Annotated in this window: 20 protein-coding genes; 1 reads left to right on the plus strand and 19 read right to left on the minus strand. The window is 49.3% G+C overall.

Annotated elements, in window-relative coordinates:
* The first annotated feature begins 626 nt into the window (after positions 1-626).
* Positions 627-1370, plus strand: a complete 744-nt coding sequence (locus tag Q0605_RS06385; RefSeq protein WP_298705228.1) for a hypothetical protein — start codon at positions 627-629, stop codon at positions 1368-1370.
* Positions 1371-1584: 214 nt separating this feature from the next.
* Here the strand turns inward: Q0605_RS06385 and Q0605_RS06390 are convergent, their stop codons facing one another.
* The 19 genes from Q0605_RS06390 to argC all read right to left on the minus strand — a co-directional run bounded on the left by Q0605_RS06390 (position 1585) and on the right by argC (position 18816).
* Complete coding sequence (locus tag Q0605_RS06390) at positions 1585-2292, minus strand: DUF6882 domain-containing protein (RefSeq protein ID WP_298705230.1); 708 nt, start codon at positions 2290-2292, stop codon at positions 1585-1587.
* Between the two features lie 362 nt (positions 2293-2654).
* On the minus strand, positions 2655-3041 hold the full coding sequence (locus Q0605_RS06395) for an exodeoxyribonuclease VII large subunit (protein ID WP_363317212.1): 387 nt from the start codon (positions 3039-3041) through the stop codon (positions 2655-2657).
* Positions 2971-3309 (minus strand): exodeoxyribonuclease VII large subunit, encoded by a 339-nt coding sequence (locus Q0605_RS06400; RefSeq protein WP_298705232.1) that lies wholly within the window; start codon positions 3307-3309, stop codon positions 2971-2973. The genes Q0605_RS06395 and Q0605_RS06400 overlap by 71 nt, the downstream gene beginning before the upstream one ends.
* On the minus strand, positions 3302-4030 hold the full coding sequence (gene ubiE / locus Q0605_RS06405; RefSeq protein ID WP_298705234.1) for a bifunctional demethylmenaquinone methyltransferase/2-methoxy-6-polyprenyl-1,4-benzoquinol methylase UbiE: 729 nt from the start codon (positions 4028-4030) through the stop codon (positions 3302-3304). Before ubiE ends, Q0605_RS06400 begins: the two co-directional genes overlap by 8 nt.
* A 9-nt stretch (positions 4031-4039) precedes the next feature.
* Entirely contained in the window at positions 4040-5458 is a 1419-nt protein-coding gene (locus Q0605_RS06410) for a CHAD domain-containing protein (RefSeq protein WP_298705237.1), read from the minus strand.
* Between the two features lie 48 nt (positions 5459-5506).
* Positions 5507-5917 (minus strand): Fur family transcriptional regulator, encoded by a 411-nt coding sequence (locus Q0605_RS06415; RefSeq protein ID WP_298705238.1) that lies wholly within the window; start codon positions 5915-5917, stop codon positions 5507-5509.
* Between the two features lie 65 nt (positions 5918-5982).
* On the minus strand, positions 5983-7815 hold the full coding sequence (gene dxs / locus Q0605_RS06420) for a 1-deoxy-D-xylulose-5-phosphate synthase (protein ID WP_298705240.1): 1833 nt from the start codon (positions 7813-7815) through the stop codon (positions 5983-5985).
* Positions 7805-8914 carry a histidinol-phosphate transaminase gene (hisC, locus tag Q0605_RS06425; RefSeq protein WP_298705242.1) on the minus strand — a complete coding sequence of 370 codons (1110 nt, stop codon included), beginning with the start codon at positions 8912-8914 and terminating at the stop codon, positions 7805-7807. The genes dxs and hisC overlap by 11 nt, the downstream gene beginning before the upstream one ends.
* A complete protein-coding gene (gene pheA, locus Q0605_RS06430; protein WP_298705244.1) occupies positions 8914-9990 on the minus strand; it encodes a prephenate dehydratase in 1077 nt (358 codons plus the stop codon). Before pheA ends, hisC begins: the two co-directional genes overlap by 1 nt.
* Positions 9974-10411 (minus strand): hypothetical protein, encoded by a 438-nt coding sequence (locus tag Q0605_RS06435; RefSeq protein WP_298705246.1) that lies wholly within the window; start codon positions 10409-10411, stop codon positions 9974-9976. Before Q0605_RS06435 ends, pheA begins: the two co-directional genes overlap by 17 nt.
* Entirely contained in the window at positions 10408-11721 is a 1314-nt protein-coding gene (gene lysA / locus Q0605_RS06440) for a diaminopimelate decarboxylase (protein WP_298705248.1), read from the minus strand. The genes Q0605_RS06435 and lysA overlap by 4 nt, the downstream gene beginning before the upstream one ends.
* Before the next feature lie 45 nt (positions 11722-11766).
* On the minus strand, positions 11767-12813 hold the full coding sequence (locus Q0605_RS06445) for an LptF/LptG family permease (RefSeq protein ID WP_298705250.1): 1047 nt from the start codon (positions 12811-12813) through the stop codon (positions 11767-11769).
* The gene (gene pth, locus Q0605_RS06450) at positions 12810-13367 is read right to left on the minus strand and encodes an aminoacyl-tRNA hydrolase (RefSeq protein WP_298043023.1); all 558 of its coding nucleotides are present in this window, start codon (positions 13365-13367) and stop codon (positions 12810-12812) included. The genes Q0605_RS06445 and pth overlap by 4 nt, the downstream gene beginning before the upstream one ends.
* 8 nt (positions 13368-13375) lie before the next feature.
* Complete coding sequence (locus Q0605_RS06455; protein ID WP_177388523.1) at positions 13376-13912, minus strand: 50S ribosomal protein L25/general stress protein Ctc; 537 nt, start codon at positions 13910-13912, stop codon at positions 13376-13378.
* A 247-nt stretch (positions 13913-14159) separates the two neighbouring features.
* On the minus strand, positions 14160-15377 hold the full coding sequence (locus tag Q0605_RS06460; protein WP_298705252.1) for a PilT/PilU family type 4a pilus ATPase: 1218 nt from the start codon (positions 15375-15377) through the stop codon (positions 14160-14162).
* Positions 15377-16384 carry a transaldolase gene (locus Q0605_RS06465; protein ID WP_298705253.1) on the minus strand — a complete coding sequence of 336 codons (1008 nt, stop codon included), beginning with the start codon at positions 16382-16384 and terminating at the stop codon, positions 15377-15379. The genes Q0605_RS06460 and Q0605_RS06465 overlap by 1 nt, the downstream gene beginning before the upstream one ends.
* Positions 16377-17000, minus strand: a complete 624-nt coding sequence (gene serB, locus Q0605_RS06470) for a phosphoserine phosphatase SerB (protein ID WP_298705255.1) — start codon at positions 16998-17000, stop codon at positions 16377-16379. The genes Q0605_RS06465 and serB overlap by 8 nt, the downstream gene beginning before the upstream one ends.
* A gap of 31 nt (positions 17001-17031) precedes the next feature.
* Positions 17032-17766 (minus strand): UDP-2,3-diacylglucosamine diphosphatase, encoded by a 735-nt coding sequence (locus tag Q0605_RS06475; RefSeq protein WP_298705257.1) that lies wholly within the window; start codon positions 17764-17766, stop codon positions 17032-17034.
* Between the two features lie 42 nt (positions 17767-17808).
* A complete protein-coding gene (gene argC / locus Q0605_RS06480; RefSeq protein WP_298705259.1) occupies positions 17809-18816 on the minus strand; it encodes an N-acetyl-gamma-glutamyl-phosphate reductase in 1008 nt (335 codons plus the stop codon).
* Position 18817: the final 1 nt, after the last annotated feature.

The raw sequence follows: 18817 nt of genomic DNA on the forward strand, positions 1-18817 counted from the left end.
CATTTACTCCGCGCGGCGGAAATTTTAACTGCAACCACAGAGTAAATTTACCGCACCAACCGCTGCAAGCCACATTTTAATCCGCCGCACTAGATTCCGCGAGACTGCGTTTTAAATTTGCCGTAAAATTTTCTGTATTTGATGAGATCGCGCAACGCCGCTACGCTTTAAATTTATGATAATTTGCCGCACATTCGCCATCTGTCTTGTGTGGCCGAGCTTCTGCAAAACTCGCATCCTCTAAATCGTGCAAAACTACGTTTTAAATTTCGCCACAAAATCCGCAGAACGCGCCGGCAAAAAAGACCAGCCGGAGCATTTAAAATTTAGCGCCAAAATTTTTTATATTTTAGAGCATTGTAAGACTCAAAATGCCGCGCTTATCGAGCGCTTGCCGCTCTTAACGGAGTAGCTTCGCCCGCAAAGCCTCTGTAGTGCTTTATTGTGATATTAAGTTCGGCGGCTAAATTTCAAATCCTTTAAATTTGAAACCCGCTTAAATTTCAAAGCCTCTTCAAATTTAAAATTTAATCCGAATTTGATCTGAGATTTTATAAAATTCCGCTGTTTTAAACGGGCTTTAAAAGCGCAAAAGAGTTTCGTAAGCCCGAAAGGAAGGGAGCTTTATGCCTACTTTTACTACCAAAGACTACAAAGCCGCCCTTCGCAACCGCGGTGCACGAACCGCGAGTGCAGGCGGATTTAGCGTCAAAAACGACAACTCCTTCATCGTGATCTTCGTCATTGCGATGATGGTCTTTATATTTTTTTACGGCGTGTCGGCAGGGCTCGATTTAGATAAAATTTTTTTAGGAAACGGTCGCGGTCGCGGCGGAGGCGGGATTTTGGGGCTTTTGATCGCGGGCGTAGCTTGGTATCATGGGCGCGACGGCGGCGGGCTGTATAAATTTAGCGACCACGCGATCACCTTCGTCTCGGGCGCGGACAAGAGCGAAATTTTGCTCTTTAATATCGACTACGTTAGGCTCACTCCGGGCTTTTTGCGCACCTGCACGAACTATACGGCGCTTAGTCACTCCCGCTACGTAAAGCACGAACAACTCTTTAAATTTGGAATCGGATCGATGATCGTGCTGTGGCTAGTCGGCATCGCCATGAGCGAGCGCGTGGGGATGGCATTCGTGATAATGGTCGTGGGCATCGTGATCTTTATCTTCGCCAAGGCGCTCTCGTCGTGGCGGCTAAACGGCGACTTTCACGACATCTTGCTGCGCGACACCGTGCTGATCCGCGGCAAGGATCTAAACGACCGCGTGCTGTGGTTTGCGATCACGCCCGGCCGCAACGACCGCCGCAGGCTGCGCGCCTATTTCAAAGAGCATCTTGATTTTGACATCGACGGCGGCTGATTTTGGTTTAAAATTTAAAGGCTTGGGCGCGGATAGAGTAGCGGAATTTTACGGCGCAAAATTTTAAGACAGAATTCCACGCGGCAGAATTCCGCGATACAAATTCTACCAAGCAAAATTCCGAGGCGCAAAATTCTATGATATAAATTTACAGGGCAAAATTTTACGGCGTAAATTTCAAAGCCCTGGAATGCACGGCGCGAGATTTGCGGCTCTATACGGCAAACTCCACCTCGCTTAGCCGCCCCAAATTATCAAACGAAAAGAGCGCATCATTTTTAAAATTTGCTACGATCTTGCCCGCCGCTTCGCTAAATTTCGTGCCGTTTCTCATCAAAAGCGCCCCCGATAAAACGGCGTGATTTAGCTGAAACGCGCCTATATAATCGCGCGCCAAAGAGATGAGCCCCCTTGCATCCATGCTGAGCTTGATCGTGCCATCGGAGCTCACGCACTCGCCCGCCGCAAACGCCACAAACACCGCTCCGCCTGCGTGCGGACAGCGGTAGTAACATACCGGTTCCTGCGATAATCCGCACGCGATCGCGCTTAGAGCGTGGCCGTTTATCTCCGCGCTTAGTGCGAGCTTAGGCGTGCTAAGCTCCTCTAGCCCGTGCCGCAAGCCGAAGTCGCGCACATCTCGCGCAAGGGTAAGTAGCCGCTCACCTAGGCGGTTTATATTTTCGTATCCCCACAGCCACGTGCGGCTGGCGTTTGCTTCGCTGCCGATATACCAGATAGCGCGCGGCGCATCATCGCCGAAACTGATCTCGCCGCGCTGAAAATCCACAGACCAGCACCTGCCCTTTACGATCAGCTTCGAGCCCGCCTCTTGCACCCTTGCGCCGCAACCCAAACATGCCGAAAACAGATCGGTAAAATTTAACCCGATTACGTAAAGCCGCGGCGGGTAAAATTTCATAGCCGAATGCCGTCAGGATAAAATTTACGGCTGAGCGACTAATGCGGCGGACACGGCCGCAATGCTCGACGGGCGGCGAAATTTAAACCACCTGCAGGATCGTTAAATTTAAAGGTAAAATTCTAGCCTAACGCCGAGCGGCGAAATTCTGTGACCGAGCAGTGAGTTCTAAAGCTTAAAAAGCGGCGCGCAGCAGCGAATGTATCAGCTCAGACGGCGAGCGATAGCTTAAACTGCGCGTAGCAGCGAGTGTATCGATGGCTGGCGATAGAGCTCAATGTCGGACGATAAAATTTAAACCGCCCACGGGATCGTTAAATTTGAAAGGCGAAATTTTATAGCCCGCGTCAAAAGATAAAAATTTAGATCGCGCGCGCCAAGGCCTCGTCGTTGAAGCACCACAGATCCTCGCGTGAGCCGCCGCCGCGAGCGATGACGATCGCATCGTAGCCCTTCTCATCGGCTACACGTAGAGCGCTTATGATCGAAGCAGGCGCACTCTCGCCTTGCACTAGCGCGTTATACAGATCGATCTTGCAAAGCGCGAAGCGGTCCTGCGCGGTGCGAAGCATATCCGCCTGCGCCGCGGAACCCGCGCTCGTGATGATCGCGATGCTTTGGGCAAATTTCGGAAGCTGCTTTTTGTGCGCGGCATCAAAAAGTCCCTCTTTGCTAAGTTTATCTTTTAGCGCGGCAAACGCCGCTTCCAGCTCGCCCTCGCCGCTTTTGCGGATATTTGAGACCTGGATCTGATACGCGCCCGTGGGGGCGTATAGCGAGACTTTTTCCGCTTACGATGAGCTTATCGCCGACGGCGGGGATAAAATTTATCCGCGCGGCGTTAAATTTAAACATCGCGCAATCGATCGCCGCGCTCGCGTCTTTGATCGTGAAATACCAGTGCCCGCTCGTGCTTTGAATTCTAAGCTTAGATATTTCGCCCTCGACCTCGACGAAGCTAAAGCTCGTCTCTAAAAGCGCCTTGGCTTGGGCGTTTAGCTCGCTTACGCTAAGCATCGTCGCTCTTCCGCGCGATTTTCTCCGCGATGAAAAGCGTGCTGACGTCGAAGCTGAAGCCCTTTTGCACGCGCAGCTCAAAGCCCGCGTTTTTGAGCTTTTCGCTAAAGCTCGCGGCGTCTAGGAAGCTGCCGATGGAGCTTGGCAGATACTCGTAAGCTTCTTTGTTTTTCGAGATAAAGGCGCCGATTTTGGGTAAAATTTTACTTACGTAAAAATCTCTGATTTTAAACGCGAGCCCGCCGCTTGCGGCTTTGGTAAATTCCAAAACCACGAGCGAGCCGCCCGGTTTGATGATGCGATTAAACTCCGCAAGCGCCGCGTCCAGCTCCACGACGTTTCTTATGCCGTAGCTGATGCTTAAAATATCCACGCTCGCGTCATCCAGCGTCGTGGCGCCTGCGGTCGCTTTGATAAACTCGCAGCCGGGAAATTTTTGTCTAGCTACCTCAAGCATCCCTTCGCTAGGATCGATCCCCACGATCCGCTCGATCTGCACGCCGTGTTGCGTCGCGCCGTCGCGCCATGAGCTTATCATATCGCCCGTGCCGCACGCGACGTCGGCGATACTCACGAGCTTTCCTTTAAGCTTTTCAAGCGTCAGCCCGACCGCTTTTTTGCGCCACGAAACGTCCACGCCGAAGCTAATGGCGCGGTTTGCCAGATCGTAGGTAGGCGCGATCTGATCGAACATCTTTATGATTTTTTCCTGTTTTTGCACGGGTTTTCCTTATTCGTATGCTTTGATTTTGCGCAGCGATTTTTTCAGAGCGCGCAAAAGAGCCTCTTTTTCGCTTAAAATTTTTTCCTCCAGCTCGGCGCGGCGGTCGTTTAGGTGGGCGTCCAGAGCCAGTAGATATGCAAACGCGACGCCGCTTTTATCACTTGCTTTTTGATAGATCGCGATGAAATTTTGCCACACGCTGATATCTTGCAGTGCGCCGAAATCCTCGCAGGCGGCCTTGGTACGTTTAAACAGCTCCCTGACGCAGCCTTCATCAAAGCTTCTTGCAAAAATTTCAAGCGCGTATCGCAGCCTCTTTAGCCCTATGCGCACGTCGTGAAATGCCTGCAGAGATGAGCCTTGCTGCAAATTTTTTAGCTCCGCGCGCAAGCTTTTAATCAGCTTGCAAAGGCGGGCGGAGGCGAACTTTTTTGAAATTTTTTCATATTCGCTGCGCGCGTAGATGCCGTCCGCGCCGCTTAAAAAGCCGCTAATAGCGCCGTTTAAATCTGCAAATTCCGCGCTAGAAAGAAATTCTAAAATTTTATCCTCCGAGCGCTTTGCGATAAGATTTAGCTGCTGCAAAAAGCTCGCAGGCGCGTCGTCGGCCTTTAAAAACTCCGCAAAAACGTGAAGGTCTCGCAGCTGATTGGTGCGGCTCATAAATCCCGCGAGCAGTTTTAAAATTTCGCCCCTTTTTTCAGCTTCAAAAAGCGGCGAGGATAGCTTCAAAACGGCTCTAAATTTACGGATCTGCACGCGCAGCTCGTGAAGCGCTTCGGGGGCGAGGTTTTTTTGATACTCGCTTTTTGCGGCACACGCCCTCGTCCACGCTAACTCAAGCGCCAAGCGTGCGAGCTTAACGCTGTCCGCATAGGGCGGAGCGAAAAATTTAACTCGGCTAAATTTTTTAAAAACGTTGCGGGCGTGCGCGAAATCAAGCGAGCGCGGCGGTATGCCGTAGCGCGCCAGATAGCGGCTTTTGTAGCGGTAATCGTCGGTGATCTCGCAAAAATCGGTGCTGCCGAAGGTTTTTACAAAATCAAAATTTGCGCTTGCCGCCTCGCTTTGAAATTTCGCTCGTAAAATCACGAGCGTGCTTAGCTCACCGCCGTAAAGCTCTAGCCAAAACTCCGCTTCGTCGCTAGCAAAGCCATAGCGGTTTTTTTGCACGATGCGGGCGATCCTGCTTTTTAAAGCCTCTTTGAAATCATCTTTTGAAATTTTAAAATTTAAAGTTTGCCTGTCGAGATCCTCTTTTTTGTGGTGCAAAGAGCACTCGTCGTTTTGGCGGATGTAGTAAATTTCGGGGTAGAACGAAGTATAAAACCAAGCGATCTTTACCTTGCGACATTTCAGCCCCGCACGCTCTAGCGTCCGCAGAATCGAATCGTCGCTCAATAAAAATTTACGCTTAGTTTGCATACCCGCTCCAAAAATAAAGTGGGTAATGATAGCAGAAAATTCTTTAAACTATCTACACTTTTCGCAGTCTTCGACCGTAGCCGTGATATTTAGCTTGCGGATGAAATTGCCCGCTTTGCGCTCGATGTTTTTCAAAACATCCTTATTAAAGGCATCATCCATGAAAAGATCCGTGATGTTGCCGCATTTTTCGCAGACGACGTGGATATGCGGCATCTGATAAATGTCGTAGCGGCTCTTTTTATTCGGCGCATTGACCTCGACTACGACGCCCTCGTCGAGTAGGGTGTTTAAATTTTTATAAACCGTCGCTAGCGAAATAGATGGATAGTCCTCCTTGATCCCCTCGTATAGGTCATCTATACTTGGATGCTCGTGGCGATCAAGTACCTTTAGGATACATAATCTTTGCGGAGTCGCTTTCAAACCGCAGGTTTTGAGTAGTTCTACATGATTCATTTTAATCCTTCAAAAAATTTTAAAAAGATATTATCAAATTTTACTTTAAACAAAGTTGATATTAACTAATACTTTTTATCACTTAATATTCGCTCGACCAGAGTTTGCACGTCTAAGCCCAAGCTGCGTTCTACGTCGGCGGTCTTTCCGTGCGGCAAAAAGATATCGGCAAACTCGAAGCTCACGATCTTTACGTCCGAAATTTCATTTTCTTGCAAAAATGCGCTTAAAATTTCACCGACGCCGCCCTTTTTGGCGTTGTCGCTAAAGACGTACCAATTTTTATCTTTGCGAGCTAGGCTTCGCAAAAACTTGGCGTCTAAAGGCTTTGCAAAGACTAGATCTACGACGTCCGCCTCGATCTGCCCCTCCAGCGCCGCAGCCGTTTTATACGCTCTACCCGCGCCGTTTCCGTAGCCGATGAGAGCTACGCGCGCGCTATCGCTGCGCTTTAGAAATACCGATTTTGCAAGCCCTACCGCAGACGCGCCGGTCTCGTCGCAGTCCAAAATAAAGCTTCCGCGCGGATAGCGTATCGCCAAAACCCCCTCATGCGCGTAGGAGTACTCGATGATTCGTTTAAAGCTCGCCTCGTCCCGCGGCGCGCACATGCTGACGTTCGGAATCGCATTTAAGAAGCTCACGTCAAAGACCCCCTCATGCGTCTCGCCGTCCTCGCCCACGATGCCGGCGCGATCCATCGCAAGGACTAAATTTAAATTCATAATCGCCGCATCGTGAACGATCTGATCGAACGCGCGCTGCATGAAGGTCGAATATATCGTAACGTACGGCTTAAAACCCTCGCGCGCCATCGCAGCCATCGAGCTTAGCGCGTGAGGTTCGGCGATCGCGACGTCCCAGAAGCGGTGGGGAAATTTCTCGATCAGCTTATCCATGCCGGTGCCGCTTGGCATCGCAGCGGTCACGCCCACGACGTTTTCATGCTTAGCGGCTAAATTTAAAAGCGCTTCGGCGTAAATTTGCGTGGCGCTTTTGGCGGCGGATTTTTTCTTAAATTCTCCGCTTTGAATGTCGAAAGGCCCTACTCCGTGCCAACTCTCCAAATAGCCCTCGGCCTTGTCGTAGCCCTTGCCTTTGATCGTTTGAGCGTGCACGACTACGGGCTTGCGCGCGCTTTTTGCCGTCTTTAGCGCCGATATGAGATCGGCTAGGTCGTGACCGTCGACAGGGCCGATGTATTCGAGCCCGAGCTCTTCAAAATACATCCCTGGAATGATGAGTTTTAGGGAATTTTCAAAGCGCTTTGCCATATATGTCGCGCTTTGCGGAGCGTGAGAGAGTAGCTCTCTTACGTGGGATTTAAATTTTTGATATGTCTCGCCCGCCATCGCTTGGCTTAGGTATTTGCTAAAGGCGCCGATCGGCTTGCTGATACTCATTTTGTTGTCGTTTAGGATGATGATGCAGGGCAGCCGCAGATCGCCGAGCTCGTTCATCGCCTCATAAGTCATGCCGCCGCTCATCGAGCCGTCGCCGATGAGTACCACCGGCACGCGATTTTCGCGCTTTAGGCTTATCGCTTTTGCCGCACCCACGGCTAAAGAGATCGATGTCGAGGCGTGTCCTGCGACGAAGTAATCAAATTTGCTCTCGCTAGGCTTCGTGTAGCCGCTGATACCGCCAAACTGCCTAAGCGAGCCGAACTCCTCCCAGCGATCCGTTAGGAGCTTGTGCGCGTAGCTTTGGTGGCTTACGTCGAAGATAAACGGATCGTTCGCGGCGTCGAATACGTAGTGCATCGCCACGATGAGCTCTACCGCGCCCATATTTGAGCTTAGATGGCCGCCGTTTTTGCTCACGACTTCGATGATGCGCGCTCTGATCTGCGCGCAGAGCTCCCGCAGCTCCTCCAGGCTTTTGTTTTTAATATCCACTCAAAATTTCTCCCAGAGCGCCCAAGACGCGATCGTTTTGCCCCTGCGTGCCGATTGTGATGCGCACGGCGTTTAGCCCGTAGCTTTTTAAATTTCGAATTATGATGCCGCGGCGCAGAAGCTGCTCGCAAAGCTCGCTGCTATCTATCGGCGCTCTAAGTTTAAACGTGATGAAATTTGCGTAGCTAGGGATAAATTCTAAATTTCGCTCACGCGCAAAATCCTCGAAGCGGCTCATCTGCGCGGCGTTGTTTTGCAGGCTCTTTTGCACGAAAGCTTCGTCTTTTAGCGCCGCAATCGCCGCTGCGAGGCTAAGCGTCGTGATATTAAAAGGCGGTCGCAGCTTATAAAGCGCGCTTATGATTTGCCGCGGCGCGATGCCGTAGCCTACGCGCATGCCGCCCAGGCCGTAAACCTTCGAGAAGGTGCCTAGATAGAGCACGTTTTTAAAATTCCCAATTAAAAATTTCGGATCGAGCTTTTTGTGTTCATCTTTAAACGCCGCAAATTCGTTGTACGCGGCATCTATCACCAAAAGCGTATCCTCATCCACGCTTCGAGCGAACCTATACACAGCCTCCGCATCCAAGCACTCGCCAAGCGGGTTATTCGGCACGCACAAAAAGATGACCGAAATTTCATCTCTGTGCGCATTATAAATTTTTAAAAGCTCGGCTAGATCGTGCTCCTGCGCGCTAGTTTTGTAAACTTTAGCCTCGCAGTGGCTTGCGTAGATGCCGTACATCGCGAAAGTGACGCCCGCTTGCAGTATCGCGCGGCGCGAATTGAGCTTGGCATGCAGCGCAAACTCGATGATCTGATCGCTGCCTGCGCCGATGATGATATTTTGCGGCTCTACGGCGAATTTAGAGGCGAGCGTACCTTTTAGCTCATACATCGAATCGTCCGGGTATAGATGCGCGCAGGCGGCGTTTTGTACGATTGCATCCTGCACCGCCTCGCTCGTGCCGAAGGGATTTTCGTTGCTGGCAAGCTTTAGCACGTCCTGCTTGCGGATACCAAACTCGCGCACCGCAAGCTCGATCGGCTTACCCGCTTCATAATTGCTTAGATTTTCTACAAATTCGTTAAATTTCATCACTCCTCCCCGTTTACGTAGCTTCCTAGCCAGGTGATTTCGTGGCCGTTTTTCTGCGCGTTTTGCAGCACGCGCGCCACGCGCTCGTCGTCGATGTGTCCTTCAAAATCGATGTAAAAGACGCTTTTAAAATCCCTAAGCTTGACCGGGCGACTTTCGAGCTTGGTTAAATTTATCCCCTCGTTGCGAAACATCTGCAAAAAGTCCACGAGCCCACCCGGGCGGTCGTCGGTTTTGGCTAGGATGCTCGTTTTGTTGCGGTCGCTCTTTTGGTTTTTAAAGTCGCTCAGCACGAAAAAGCGCGTGCGGTTGGCAGAATTGTCCTCGATCTTTTGAAACATCATCGGCACGCCGTAAAGATCGGCGGCGATCTTGGAACAGATCGCGGCGGAGTGCGGCGTGGCGGCTGCCATCTGCGCCGCAAGCGCGGTCGATTTGGTCGCGGTAAATTTAACGCCGCTAAGGCCGTGATCGTCTAAAAATTTAAGGCACTGATTGTATCCCTGCGGATGCGAGAATATCTGATCCACCGTGCTTACGTCGTCGCAGTGGCTCGCAAAGCAGTGGTGGATATCCATATAAATTTCGGCGACGATCTTAACGCCCTCGTATTTTCGCAAGCAATCAAGCGTCGCTCCCACCGCGCCTTCGGTGTTATTTTCGATCGGCACGACGCCGTATTTGGCCTCGCCGCTATCAAGCTCCTTAAAGACCGCCTCGATGTTTGAGAGCGGTAGATAGGAGCTTACCGCGCCGAAGCGGCTTTTGGCGGCTTGGTGCGAATAGGTGCCGAAAGGCCCTAAAAACGCGACGATCTGCGGTTTTTCTAAATTTCGCGAAACCGAGAAAATTTCAAAAAATATCGCCTCGATCGCCTCTTTGCTTAAATTTCGCGCCTTTCCGCCGTCCAGCCTGCTGATGATCGAGCGCTCGCGCTCCGGGCGGTAGATCGCGCTGCCCGCGGTCTGCTTCAGCTCGCCGATCTTTTTGACAAACCCCATGCGCTCGTCTATAAGGCGCAAAATTTCATCATCCAGCCTGTCAATACAAACGCGCAGATCATCGATGTTTTGCATCACAACCCTCCTTTTGCTCGCCCCTAAATTTCGGTTTTAGAAATTTCGCGCTGCCGCTCTTGCCGCTTTGCGCTTTGAAATTCTTACCGCGCGAACTTAAAATTTCATCGCTTGCAATTACTGCGCCGTAGCTTCCGCGCGCTAAGAAGGCGCGATAAAATTCGTCGCAGCGGGATCTGAAATTTAAAGGGGCGCGGTTAAAATTTAAAACAGAGCTTCGTTTTGCCGTAAAATTTAGAGGCGCATTTTGTTTGGATTTGAAATTTAAAGCGGCGGCGCGTTCAGGCTTAGAATTTAAATCGGCGGCGCGTTTAAAATTTAAGACCGTGCTTGCTACTGCGTTAAAATTTAAAGCCGCTGCGCGTTCGGATTTGAAATTTAAGATCGCGCCCCGTTTTGGACGGCTCGCCGCGCGGATCATACGAGATCCTTTTCGAGCGCGATTAGATCATCAAAGCTCTCGCGCTTTCTAATCAGGCGGTCCTGCCCGTCGTAAACCGCGACCTCGGCGGCGCGGCAGCGGGTGTTGTAGTTGCTCGACATCGAAAAGCCGTAGGCGCCGGCGCTTTTGATCGCGAGCAGATCGCCGCTTTGTAGGCTAGGCAGGCTAACGCCTTTGGCCAAAAAATCGCCGCTTTCGCATATCGGCCCCACGACATCGCAGAGGCTAGTTTCGGCTAAATTTACGCCGTCCAAATTTTTTTGATCCGTACACGAGCCGCTTGTTTGATCCGCGCCTCTGCCGCCTAAATTTACTTCGCTCGCATCGGGTTTATCTAAATTTACATCCCCCGAAGCGCTAACGATTTCGATGGCGTGGTGCGCGCCGTAGAGGCTCGGGCGTATGAGATCGTTCATCGCGCCGTCAACGATGACGAAGCGCTTGCCGCAGTTTTGTTTTTCGTAAAGCACGCGGGTAAGGAGAACGCCCGAAGCTCCCGTGATGAAGCGCCCCGGCTCGCACACGATCGTGACATCTAGACCGCTTAGGCTCTTTAAAATCCCTTGCGCGTAGTCGTAGAGCACGATCTGTTTTTCATCCTCGTAGCGGATGCCGATGCCGCCGCCCACGTCGAAAAATTTTATATCGATCTCAAGGGCTCGCAGTTCGCGCAGCAGATCGCTTACGATCTTTGCGGCGTCGCAGATCGGAGAAATGTCTGTAAGCTGGCTGCCGATGTGAAAGTGGATACCGACGGGATTTAAAAATTTGCTCTTTTTGGCGTAGATATACATCTTGCGCGCGGTCTCGATACTGACGCCGAATTTGTTCTCATTTAGCCCCGTGGAGATGTAGGGGTGGGTCTTGGCATCAACGTTCGGATTTACGCGGATGCTAATGCGAGCGGGCTTATTTAGCTTTTGCGCGATCCGCTCCAGGCGCAGCATCTCGGCTTCGCTTTCTAAATTTATCAGCAAGATGTCCGACCTTAGCGCAAATTCTAGCTCGCCGTCTTGCTTGCCGACGCCAGAGAATATGATCTTATAGCTCTTTGCGCCGATATACAGAGCGCGGCGCAGCTCGCCGATGCTGACGCAGTCAAAGCCGCTGCCCAGATCCGATAGAAATTTTAAAATGCTTAAATTCGAGCTTGCCTTAATCGCGAAGCAGACGAGCGACTTGCGCGCTGCGAAGGCCTCTTTGAGCGCTATAAAATTCTTTTGTATCTCGTTAAAATCGTAAACGTATAAAGGGGTGCCGTATTTGCGGGCTAAGCTTGAATAATCCATAGAATTTCCACCGATAAATTTTGCGCCATTCTAACAAATCAAGGCTTAACGATGCTTAAAAACTAAAAATGCTGCAAAGCCTAATAGCGCTGTTATGGGCACGATAATGCCAAGTTCTGGGATGATGACGCCGTTGAGAGAAAACCTAATTAACACGAAAAGCACGCCCCAAGCGCATAGCGTAGCGATAAAAAATCCAAAGCTTAGTAGCGCGAGATTAAAAAATCGCCCCGTAACGGGCAGGTAATAATACAGAACCAATACCGCCAAAGGCGCGAACAATGGAAAAAATATCATATTATAAAGGCTTGCTTTTATGGTGGAGATATTCACGCCTTGATGCGAAAAGGTGCGGATCGAACGCAGAGCATCCCTGATCGAATATACATTACTCGTATCATAAACGCTTGCAATTGAGCTTGGATCAAAGCCCTTAAGCGCCTCGCTCTGCACGCTAAGCTTACTTTTTAATCCACTTCCTCCAAGTTTAAGCTGTGCTGGTAAAGTAGTAGTATTTACGTCGTGCAGATGCCAAATTTTACCTGCGTATTCGCCAGAGCTTGCATGCGAGCGTGAAGCAACGGAGTTATCACCCACATCAAAGATCGTTATATCATTTGCGTTTTTGCCGTTTAGAGCTTTGATGTAGATATATTTACCCTCAAATTTCAAAAACATATCTCCCCCCGTAGGCGATAAATCGGTTAAATTCTTTTGAAATTTTAGCGCGTATGCAAACGGAGTAGAATTTAAAGCTATAAAGCCTGCAGTAATCGCAAGTGCGATCAAAAATGGAGGGATTATCAGAGCGTTTTTGCTAACCCCAAGCGCATAAAAGCTCACCAGCTCGTTGCTTCTAATCATATTAAACATCATTAAAATCAGCGCGAAAATGAGGCTTAGCGGCAGCGTGTAGCTAAGCGCGACTGCAGCCGTTAGGGCGATATACAAAAGAGCGGTATTCGCGCTTGAAGGAAAATCTTTGAGATTAGTAAGCACATCGATGCCTACATAAAAGCACTCAAGGGCTATTAGCAGGATAAAAAAATACTTCAGATAAGAAAGAGCCGCGTATTTTACGTATAACTTCACACCCTAGCCTTTTTAATCGTAAATTTTTGCGCGACCTGCTCTATATCCGAGCAAATGAGCTCCTCTACCGCGCGCGCGACGTAGGGTAAAATTTCGCTCAGCTTCTCGCGCTCGCTTTCGTTAAAATTTCCGAGCACGAAATTTGCCGCATCCTGGTCCTGCCGTTTTTTGCCCACGCCGATACGCACGCGCTCGTAATCTGCACCGATTAGCGCGTCGATCGATTTGATGCCGTTGTGCCCACCGCTACTGCCGCCTTTTTTAAATTTAACGGCGCCCAGATCCAAATCTATATCGTCGTGCACTATGATGATGCGCTCGGGCTTGTAAAAATCATTCACCGCCTTTACGGAGTTGCCGCTTAAGTTCATAAAAGTTTGGGGTTTTAAAAGAAGAAGCGAGCCCTTTTTAAAGAGCTCGCCTTGGAATTTAGACGCGCCAAGCTCGCTAAAGCCGCCCGTCTTTAAAATTTCGTCGATTAGCATAAAACCGACATTGTGTCTGGTATCTGCGTATTTCTGAGCAGGATTCCCAAGTCCTGCGATCAGTATCATAGGCGCCCCTATTTAGCCGAAGTAACTCCGACTACCGCTACCGAACCGTCTAGGATGATGCTGACGCCCTCTTTTACCGGAATGTCTCGGATCAAAAGTGAATCGCCTACGTCAAGATCGCTCACATCGAGCGTAAAATCGTTCGGTAGGTCTTTGCCGGCGCATTTTACTGCGATGCGGCGCTTGGATTGCACCAAAATACCTTTGTTTTTTAAGCCTTTAGCGACGCCAGTTACCTTAACCGGCACTAAATATTTGCTTACGACGTCATCCTGAACTACGCGCAAATCTACGTGAGTTAGGGTATTTGTGACGGGGTGCTTTTGGTATTCTTGCACAATGACGCGATATGTCTTACCACCTACGCTAACCTCGAAAGGAAGATCTTCTTTTGCGCGCATAGCTTTGATAAAGTCATTTACTTTAAACGCTGCGTTAATATTTTCAAATCCTTTCGCATAAATATTAGCGATTAGATAACCATCTCGTTTTAGGGATTTTGAAGCCCTTTTACCGATACTATCTCTAACGATACCTTCTAACATTAGGTTTCCTTTGTGAAAAAATAAAGCGTGATAATAGCTAAATGTTGCTTTAAATCTATTTAAGCGCCACGATGAAATTTAGAAGTAAAATCGCACGGAATTTAGCTGATTAAATTTACGCTAAATATTTCAGGCACGACATACTTCCACACAAGAGGATGGACGAATTAAATTCCGCCCGCCTAACGGCAGGCAGAATTCTTTAAAATTTTAAGTTGTAAAATTTAGAATTTTAAAATTTGATGGCTCAGCGAATCTCTTTTAGCTGTACGACTTCGCCGGCGAGCATCTCTTCGGCGCTCTCTCCGGATTCTGCTGCCAAATCCCTTTTTTTGGCAAGATCGACGTTTTTGATCTGCAGATCGAGATCGTTTCGCTTAGAGGCCTTATCCAGCGCTTCTTCGCGGGTAATAATGCCGTCTCTGTAAAGATCAAGCAGGTGCTGATCGAAGGTCTGCATGCCGTAGGTATTGCGACCGTCGGCGATCGCGTCCAGAATTTCATCGTCGCGCGCATCAAGTATCATATCCTTAATACGAGTGTTTTTGCGCAAAATCTCTACGACGGCCACACGCTTGCCTTCGATAGTACGGGCAAGGCGCTGAGAGATGACCGCCTCTAGGACGGATGCTAGCGTCATTCGGATACGCTCCTGCTCAGCCTGCTCAAACATCGCGATAATTCGGTTGACCGTCTCTTTTGCATCGATGGTGTGCACCGTCGAAAACACGAGGTGACCCGTCTCTGCGGCGTGAAGCGCCGTCTCGATCGTCTCCAAATCGCGCATCTCGCCCACGAATATAACGTCGGGATCCTCTCTCAGCGCGGCGCGAAGCGAATCGGCGAAGTTGTTGCAGTCCTCACCGATAGCGCGCTGATTGATGATGCATTTATCGTCTTTAAATACGAACTCTACGGGGTCTTCGATCGTAACGACGTGGCTGGTTCTTTGCCTATTTATACGATTTATCATACTTGCGATCGTTGTCGTCTTTCCGCTTCCCGTAGGCCCCGTAAGTAGCACGACGCCGCGCATAGCTGTGTCACAAATATCTTTGATCGAAGGCGGCAGACCTAGATCATCGATCTCTGGAATTTTAACCGGAATCGTTCGGAAAACCGCGCTGATACCGTCGATCTGAAAGAAAATATTAACGCGGAAGCGATAATCTTCGTTTAGCTTATAGGTAAAATCCACGCTCTTTTTCTCGATAAGCTCCGGAAAGCGCGTGATGAGAAGCTCCTTAGCTAGCGTCATCGCGTCTTCTTTCAAAAATGGCGTTTTGCTAAATTTTACTAGCTCGCCGTGGATACGACCTCTGATAACCGCGCCTGATTTTATGTGAAGGTCGCTACCGCCGTTTTGGATTAGAAATTCCAGATATTTATTTAGCCTGTCTCGCTGCTTAAAATCCAGCGTAGAAGCGTCAACTTGATACTGCGAATAATCTATAGAACCCGCCATCATTTCTCCTTTTTAAGTGTTTTTATTATCTCTTTAAATGCCTCTTCAAAGGCCACTAGTCCGTCATCGAGTAGCTTTTTATACGCCTTTTTCATATCGATCTTCGCCTCCGCTACGCGAGCGAAAAATTCCTCTATCTGCGCATCGCTCGGCGGCGTTTTGGGTTTTTGATCGCCGCTTACAAAAGCCTCTATGGTCTCAAGCGGCGCTGTGTTTACACAGCCAGGATACATCAGCTCGCTTACGTAGTAGTCCTTCGGCAGATCGTCTCCTTTTACACCCGTGCTCGCAAACAGCGGCTTTACATAGTTTAAATTTTCTTTAGCGATGATATTGTAGCACTTTGCCGCGTTCATTATACCGATTTTACCGGTAGGAAGGTCCGCTGCGGCCATTTTTTCATCTAGTAACCTATCGAAGCGGCTAACGAAGATGCTAATTACGGTTTTTGGTAAATTTGCCTTCGGGAAGTAGCGACGAAAGCCTGCAATTCCCTCTTTTATCGCCTCGATGCATTTTATGGTCTGCTCAGGCGAAAAAACCAAGGTCGCGTTTACGCTGATCCCCTTTTTTAGCAGATCGCGCATCGCTTCGTAGCCCGCCTTGGTTGCAGGGATTTTGATCATGACATTTGGCATGCCGATCGTGCCGTATAGGTGTTTGCCCTCGCGATACATCGCCTCAGCGTCGTCTGCGAAATATGGATCGACCTCGATACTCACAAAGCCGTCATCGCCGTTAATGAAATTCTTAAGCAGGCTCTCCGCCGCGCTTCTGATATCCGCGGTGGCTAAAATTTCATACAGCTTTTTAGGCTCTTTTTTTCTAAATTCCTCTTTGGCCGCATCGTATGCGGGAGAGCTTAGGATTGCGTTTTTAAAGATCGCGGGATTGGAAGTAGCGCCGTTAATTATCCCTTTTTTGATCAGCTCGTCGAAATCTTTATCGATAAAATCGCGCTCCAAAAAGTCGCACCAAAGGCTGAAATTTAGGGCTTTATCATACATATTTCATAATCTCCTTCAAATCCTTTTTTTCAATGCAAACGCTCGCCTCGCTTTTTAAAATTTCATTCGCGCAAAAGGCGATTTTAAGTCCCGCCTCGCGAAACATCGAAACGTCGTTCGCGCCGTCTCCCACGCACATTACCTCGCTCGTCTTTAGACCCATCAGCGATTTAAGCTGCGCAAGCAGCGCGCCTTTTGAGTAGCCAAACATCATCTCGCCGCCGAAAAGCCCAGTTAAAATTCCGTTTTTTTCATGCAGATAGTTCGCAAAGCTCGCGTCAAAACCCAGTTTTTTCTGCGCGGCGTCGGTAGCGAGATGAAATCCGCCGCTAAAGACGATCACCTTTATGCCTTTATTTTTCAGATACGCGATGATCTCGCTAGCGCCGCAAACAAAAGGCAGGCTTTCTGCGATAGCTTTAGCATCGCTAAGCTTCATCCCCTTTATCAGCGCCACGCGCTCACTAAGACTCTCGAAAAAATCAAGCTCGCCCGCCATCGCGCGCTTCGTAATTTCGCTAACTTGTCGCTGCGTGCCCATTTTAGCGGCGAAAAAACCTATCGTCTCGCCGTCCATCAGCGTAGAATCAAAGTCAAAAACACAAAGCTTTATCATAAATATCCTCGCAAAAATTTAGGAATTATAGCTAATTTAAGTTTAAGTTTTTTGGAATTAGCATAAATTTTTCGCTTTTTGCGACCTCGTAAATTTTGCTCCCGGCCCCAAACGAGCATAAATTTATATATTTTTTCTCGCCGAAATATAAAATTTCATCTTGATGATAATGCCCCTCGATGATTAAATTTGCCGCGTAAAAATCGATCTTCGGCGCGATTATATCCTTAAAATTTGGCATTTTTTTGTATAGGTTTTTCCCCTCTTGCGATTTTAAGATCATCTTTGAAATTTTAAATTTTAAAGCGCGATCGAGCAAGTCCATAAATTTCAGAAAAGCTCTGTTTCGTAGCGAAAGCAGCGCAAACTGCGTCAGGCGCGGCAAAAATAGATCGCCGTGCGCGATCTGTACCGTCTCACCGCTCTCGCAGATAAATTTAGCAGGCTGCGCGGCGTTTGGATAAACTTTTGCGCGGGGGAAAATTTCGCGCAGATTAAAATCATGGTTGCCCTCGAAGTAAAAAATTTCGCATTTTTGCGATAGCTCGTTTATTAGCGCGATCTCCTCTTTGTAGAAGCGCTGCACGTAGGTCGTGTTTGCCAAAAAATCAAACATGTCGCCCATCATAAAAATTTGAGGCGGCGGCGTAGGCTCAGCCTTCAGCGCGCGCAAGAATTTCAAAAATTGCGCTCTGCTAGCGCCCGCGTGCGCATCGCCAATAAAGATCGCGCCGGGTTTTATCGCCTGAATTTGATCATTTTGCATTTAAACTCCGGCGCGTGGCGGCTTTTGCAAAAAGCTCATCGCTTAAATTCCGTGCGCGATGCGCGGCAGCGCCGTATCTTCGGCGAATCCGCACATTAAATTTGCGTTTGCGATCGCCTGTGACGAAGCTCCGCGCAAAAGATTATCGATCGCCGAGTTAATCCAAATTTTATCGCCCGCAGTTTTTACAAAAATATCGCAAAAGTGCGTCCCTACGACGTTTTTTATACTCACGGGTTCGCTTCGGACGCGCACGAAAGGCTCGTTTTCGTAAAACTCCCGCAGCACCGCCTCTGCGTCCACGCTCTTTTGCAGCACGCCGAACGCGCTAACCAGCATTCCGCGCGTAATCGGCAGCAAATTCGGCACGAAAATCGTGCTAAATTCGCTGCCTTTTAAAATTTGCAGCTGCTCTTTGATCTCGTCTGCGTGGCGATGCGAGATCGGCGAGTAGGCGCCCGCGTTTTCGTTTACGCTTACGAAATGGCTGCTTGTCTTAAGAGCCTTGCCCGCGCCGCTTACTCCGCTTTTTGCGTCGATAAATACGCCGGTATCTGGATCGAGTAGCCGCATAAACGGCGCGAGCGCCAAAATAGAGCAGGTGGGGTAGCAGCCTGGATTTGCGGTAAGTCGCGCCGTGCGGATCTTTTCGCGATTTAGCTCGGGCAGTCCGTAAACGGCGTGGGCTAAATTACGGGGGTCTAAATGCGTGGTGTAATTTTTCTCGTAAAGCTCGCGACTTAGGCGGTAATCAGCCGATAGATCGACTACCTTGACGCTTTTAAATTTTAAAATTTCGCGGGCAAATTCCATCGCTTTTCCATGCGGCAACGCCAAAAAAATAAGATCGCATCTTTGCGCCGCAACGCGAGCATCTGCGGCTTCTACGCGCATCTGCAAAACTCCGCGAAGCTGTGGGAAAATTTCGCTTATCTCGCCCTGCGTCGAAGCACCCAAATACGAAATTTCAAAGCCCGGGTGGGAAAGTAGAGCCTTAATCAGCTCAAGCCCCGTATAGCCACTAACGCCGATGATGCCTACTTTTTTCACG

The organism is uncultured Campylobacter sp., from assembly GCF_938017705.1.
Taxonomy (GTDB): domain Bacteria; phylum Campylobacterota; class Campylobacteria; order Campylobacterales; family Campylobacteraceae; genus Campylobacter_B.

Coding starts and splice junctions, on each gene's coding strand:
- lysA (WP_298705248.1), bottom strand. CDS start 11,721: ATGGATTATTCAAGCTTAGCCCGCAAATACGGCACCCCTTTATACGTT.
- Q0605_RS06465 (WP_298705253.1), bottom strand. CDS start 16,384: ATGTATGATAAAGCCCTAAATTTCAGCCTTTGGTGCGACTTTTTGGAG.
- Q0605_RS06475 (WP_298705257.1), bottom strand. CDS start 17,766: ATGCAAAATGATCAAATTCAGGCGATAAAACCCGGCGCGATCTTTATT.
- pheA (WP_298705244.1), bottom strand. CDS start 9,990: ATGCAAAACATCGATGATCTGCGCGTTTGTATTGACAGGCTGGATGAT.
- Q0605_RS06385 (WP_298705228.1), top strand. CDS start 627: ATGCCTACTTTTACTACCAAAGACTACAAAGCCGCCCTTCGCAACCGC.
- Q0605_RS06455 (WP_177388523.1), bottom strand. CDS start 13,912: ATGTTAGAAGGTATCGTTAGAGATAGTATCGGTAAAAGGGCTTCAAAA.
- Q0605_RS06460 (WP_298705252.1), bottom strand. CDS start 15,377: ATGGCGGGTTCTATAGATTATTCGCAGTATCAAGTTGACGCTTCTACG.
- Q0605_RS06410 (WP_298705237.1), bottom strand. CDS start 5,458: ATGCAAACTAAGCGTAAATTTTTATTGAGCGACGATTCGATTCTGCGG.
- Q0605_RS06390 (WP_298705230.1), bottom strand. CDS start 2,292: ATGAAATTTTACCCGCCGCGGCTTTACGTAATCGGGTTAAATTTTACC.
- hisC (WP_298705242.1), bottom strand. CDS start 8,914: ATGAAATTTAACGAATTTGTAGAAAATCTAAGCAATTATGAAGCGGGT.
- Q0605_RS06435 (WP_298705246.1), bottom strand. CDS start 10,411: ATGATCCGCGCGGCGAGCCGTCCAAAACGGGGCGCGATCTTAAATTTC.
- serB (WP_298705255.1), bottom strand. CDS start 17,000: ATGATAAAGCTTTGTGTTTTTGACTTTGATTCTACGCTGATGGACGGC.
- Q0605_RS06415 (WP_298705238.1), bottom strand. CDS start 5,917: ATGAATCATGTAGAACTACTCAAAACCTGCGGTTTGAAAGCGACTCCG.
- pth (WP_298043023.1), bottom strand. CDS start 13,367: ATGATACTGATCGCAGGACTTGGGAATCCTGCTCAGAAATACGCAGAT.
- Q0605_RS06400 (WP_298705232.1), bottom strand. CDS start 3,309: ATGCTTAGCGTAAGCGAGCTAAACGCCCAAGCCAAGGCGCTTTTAGAG.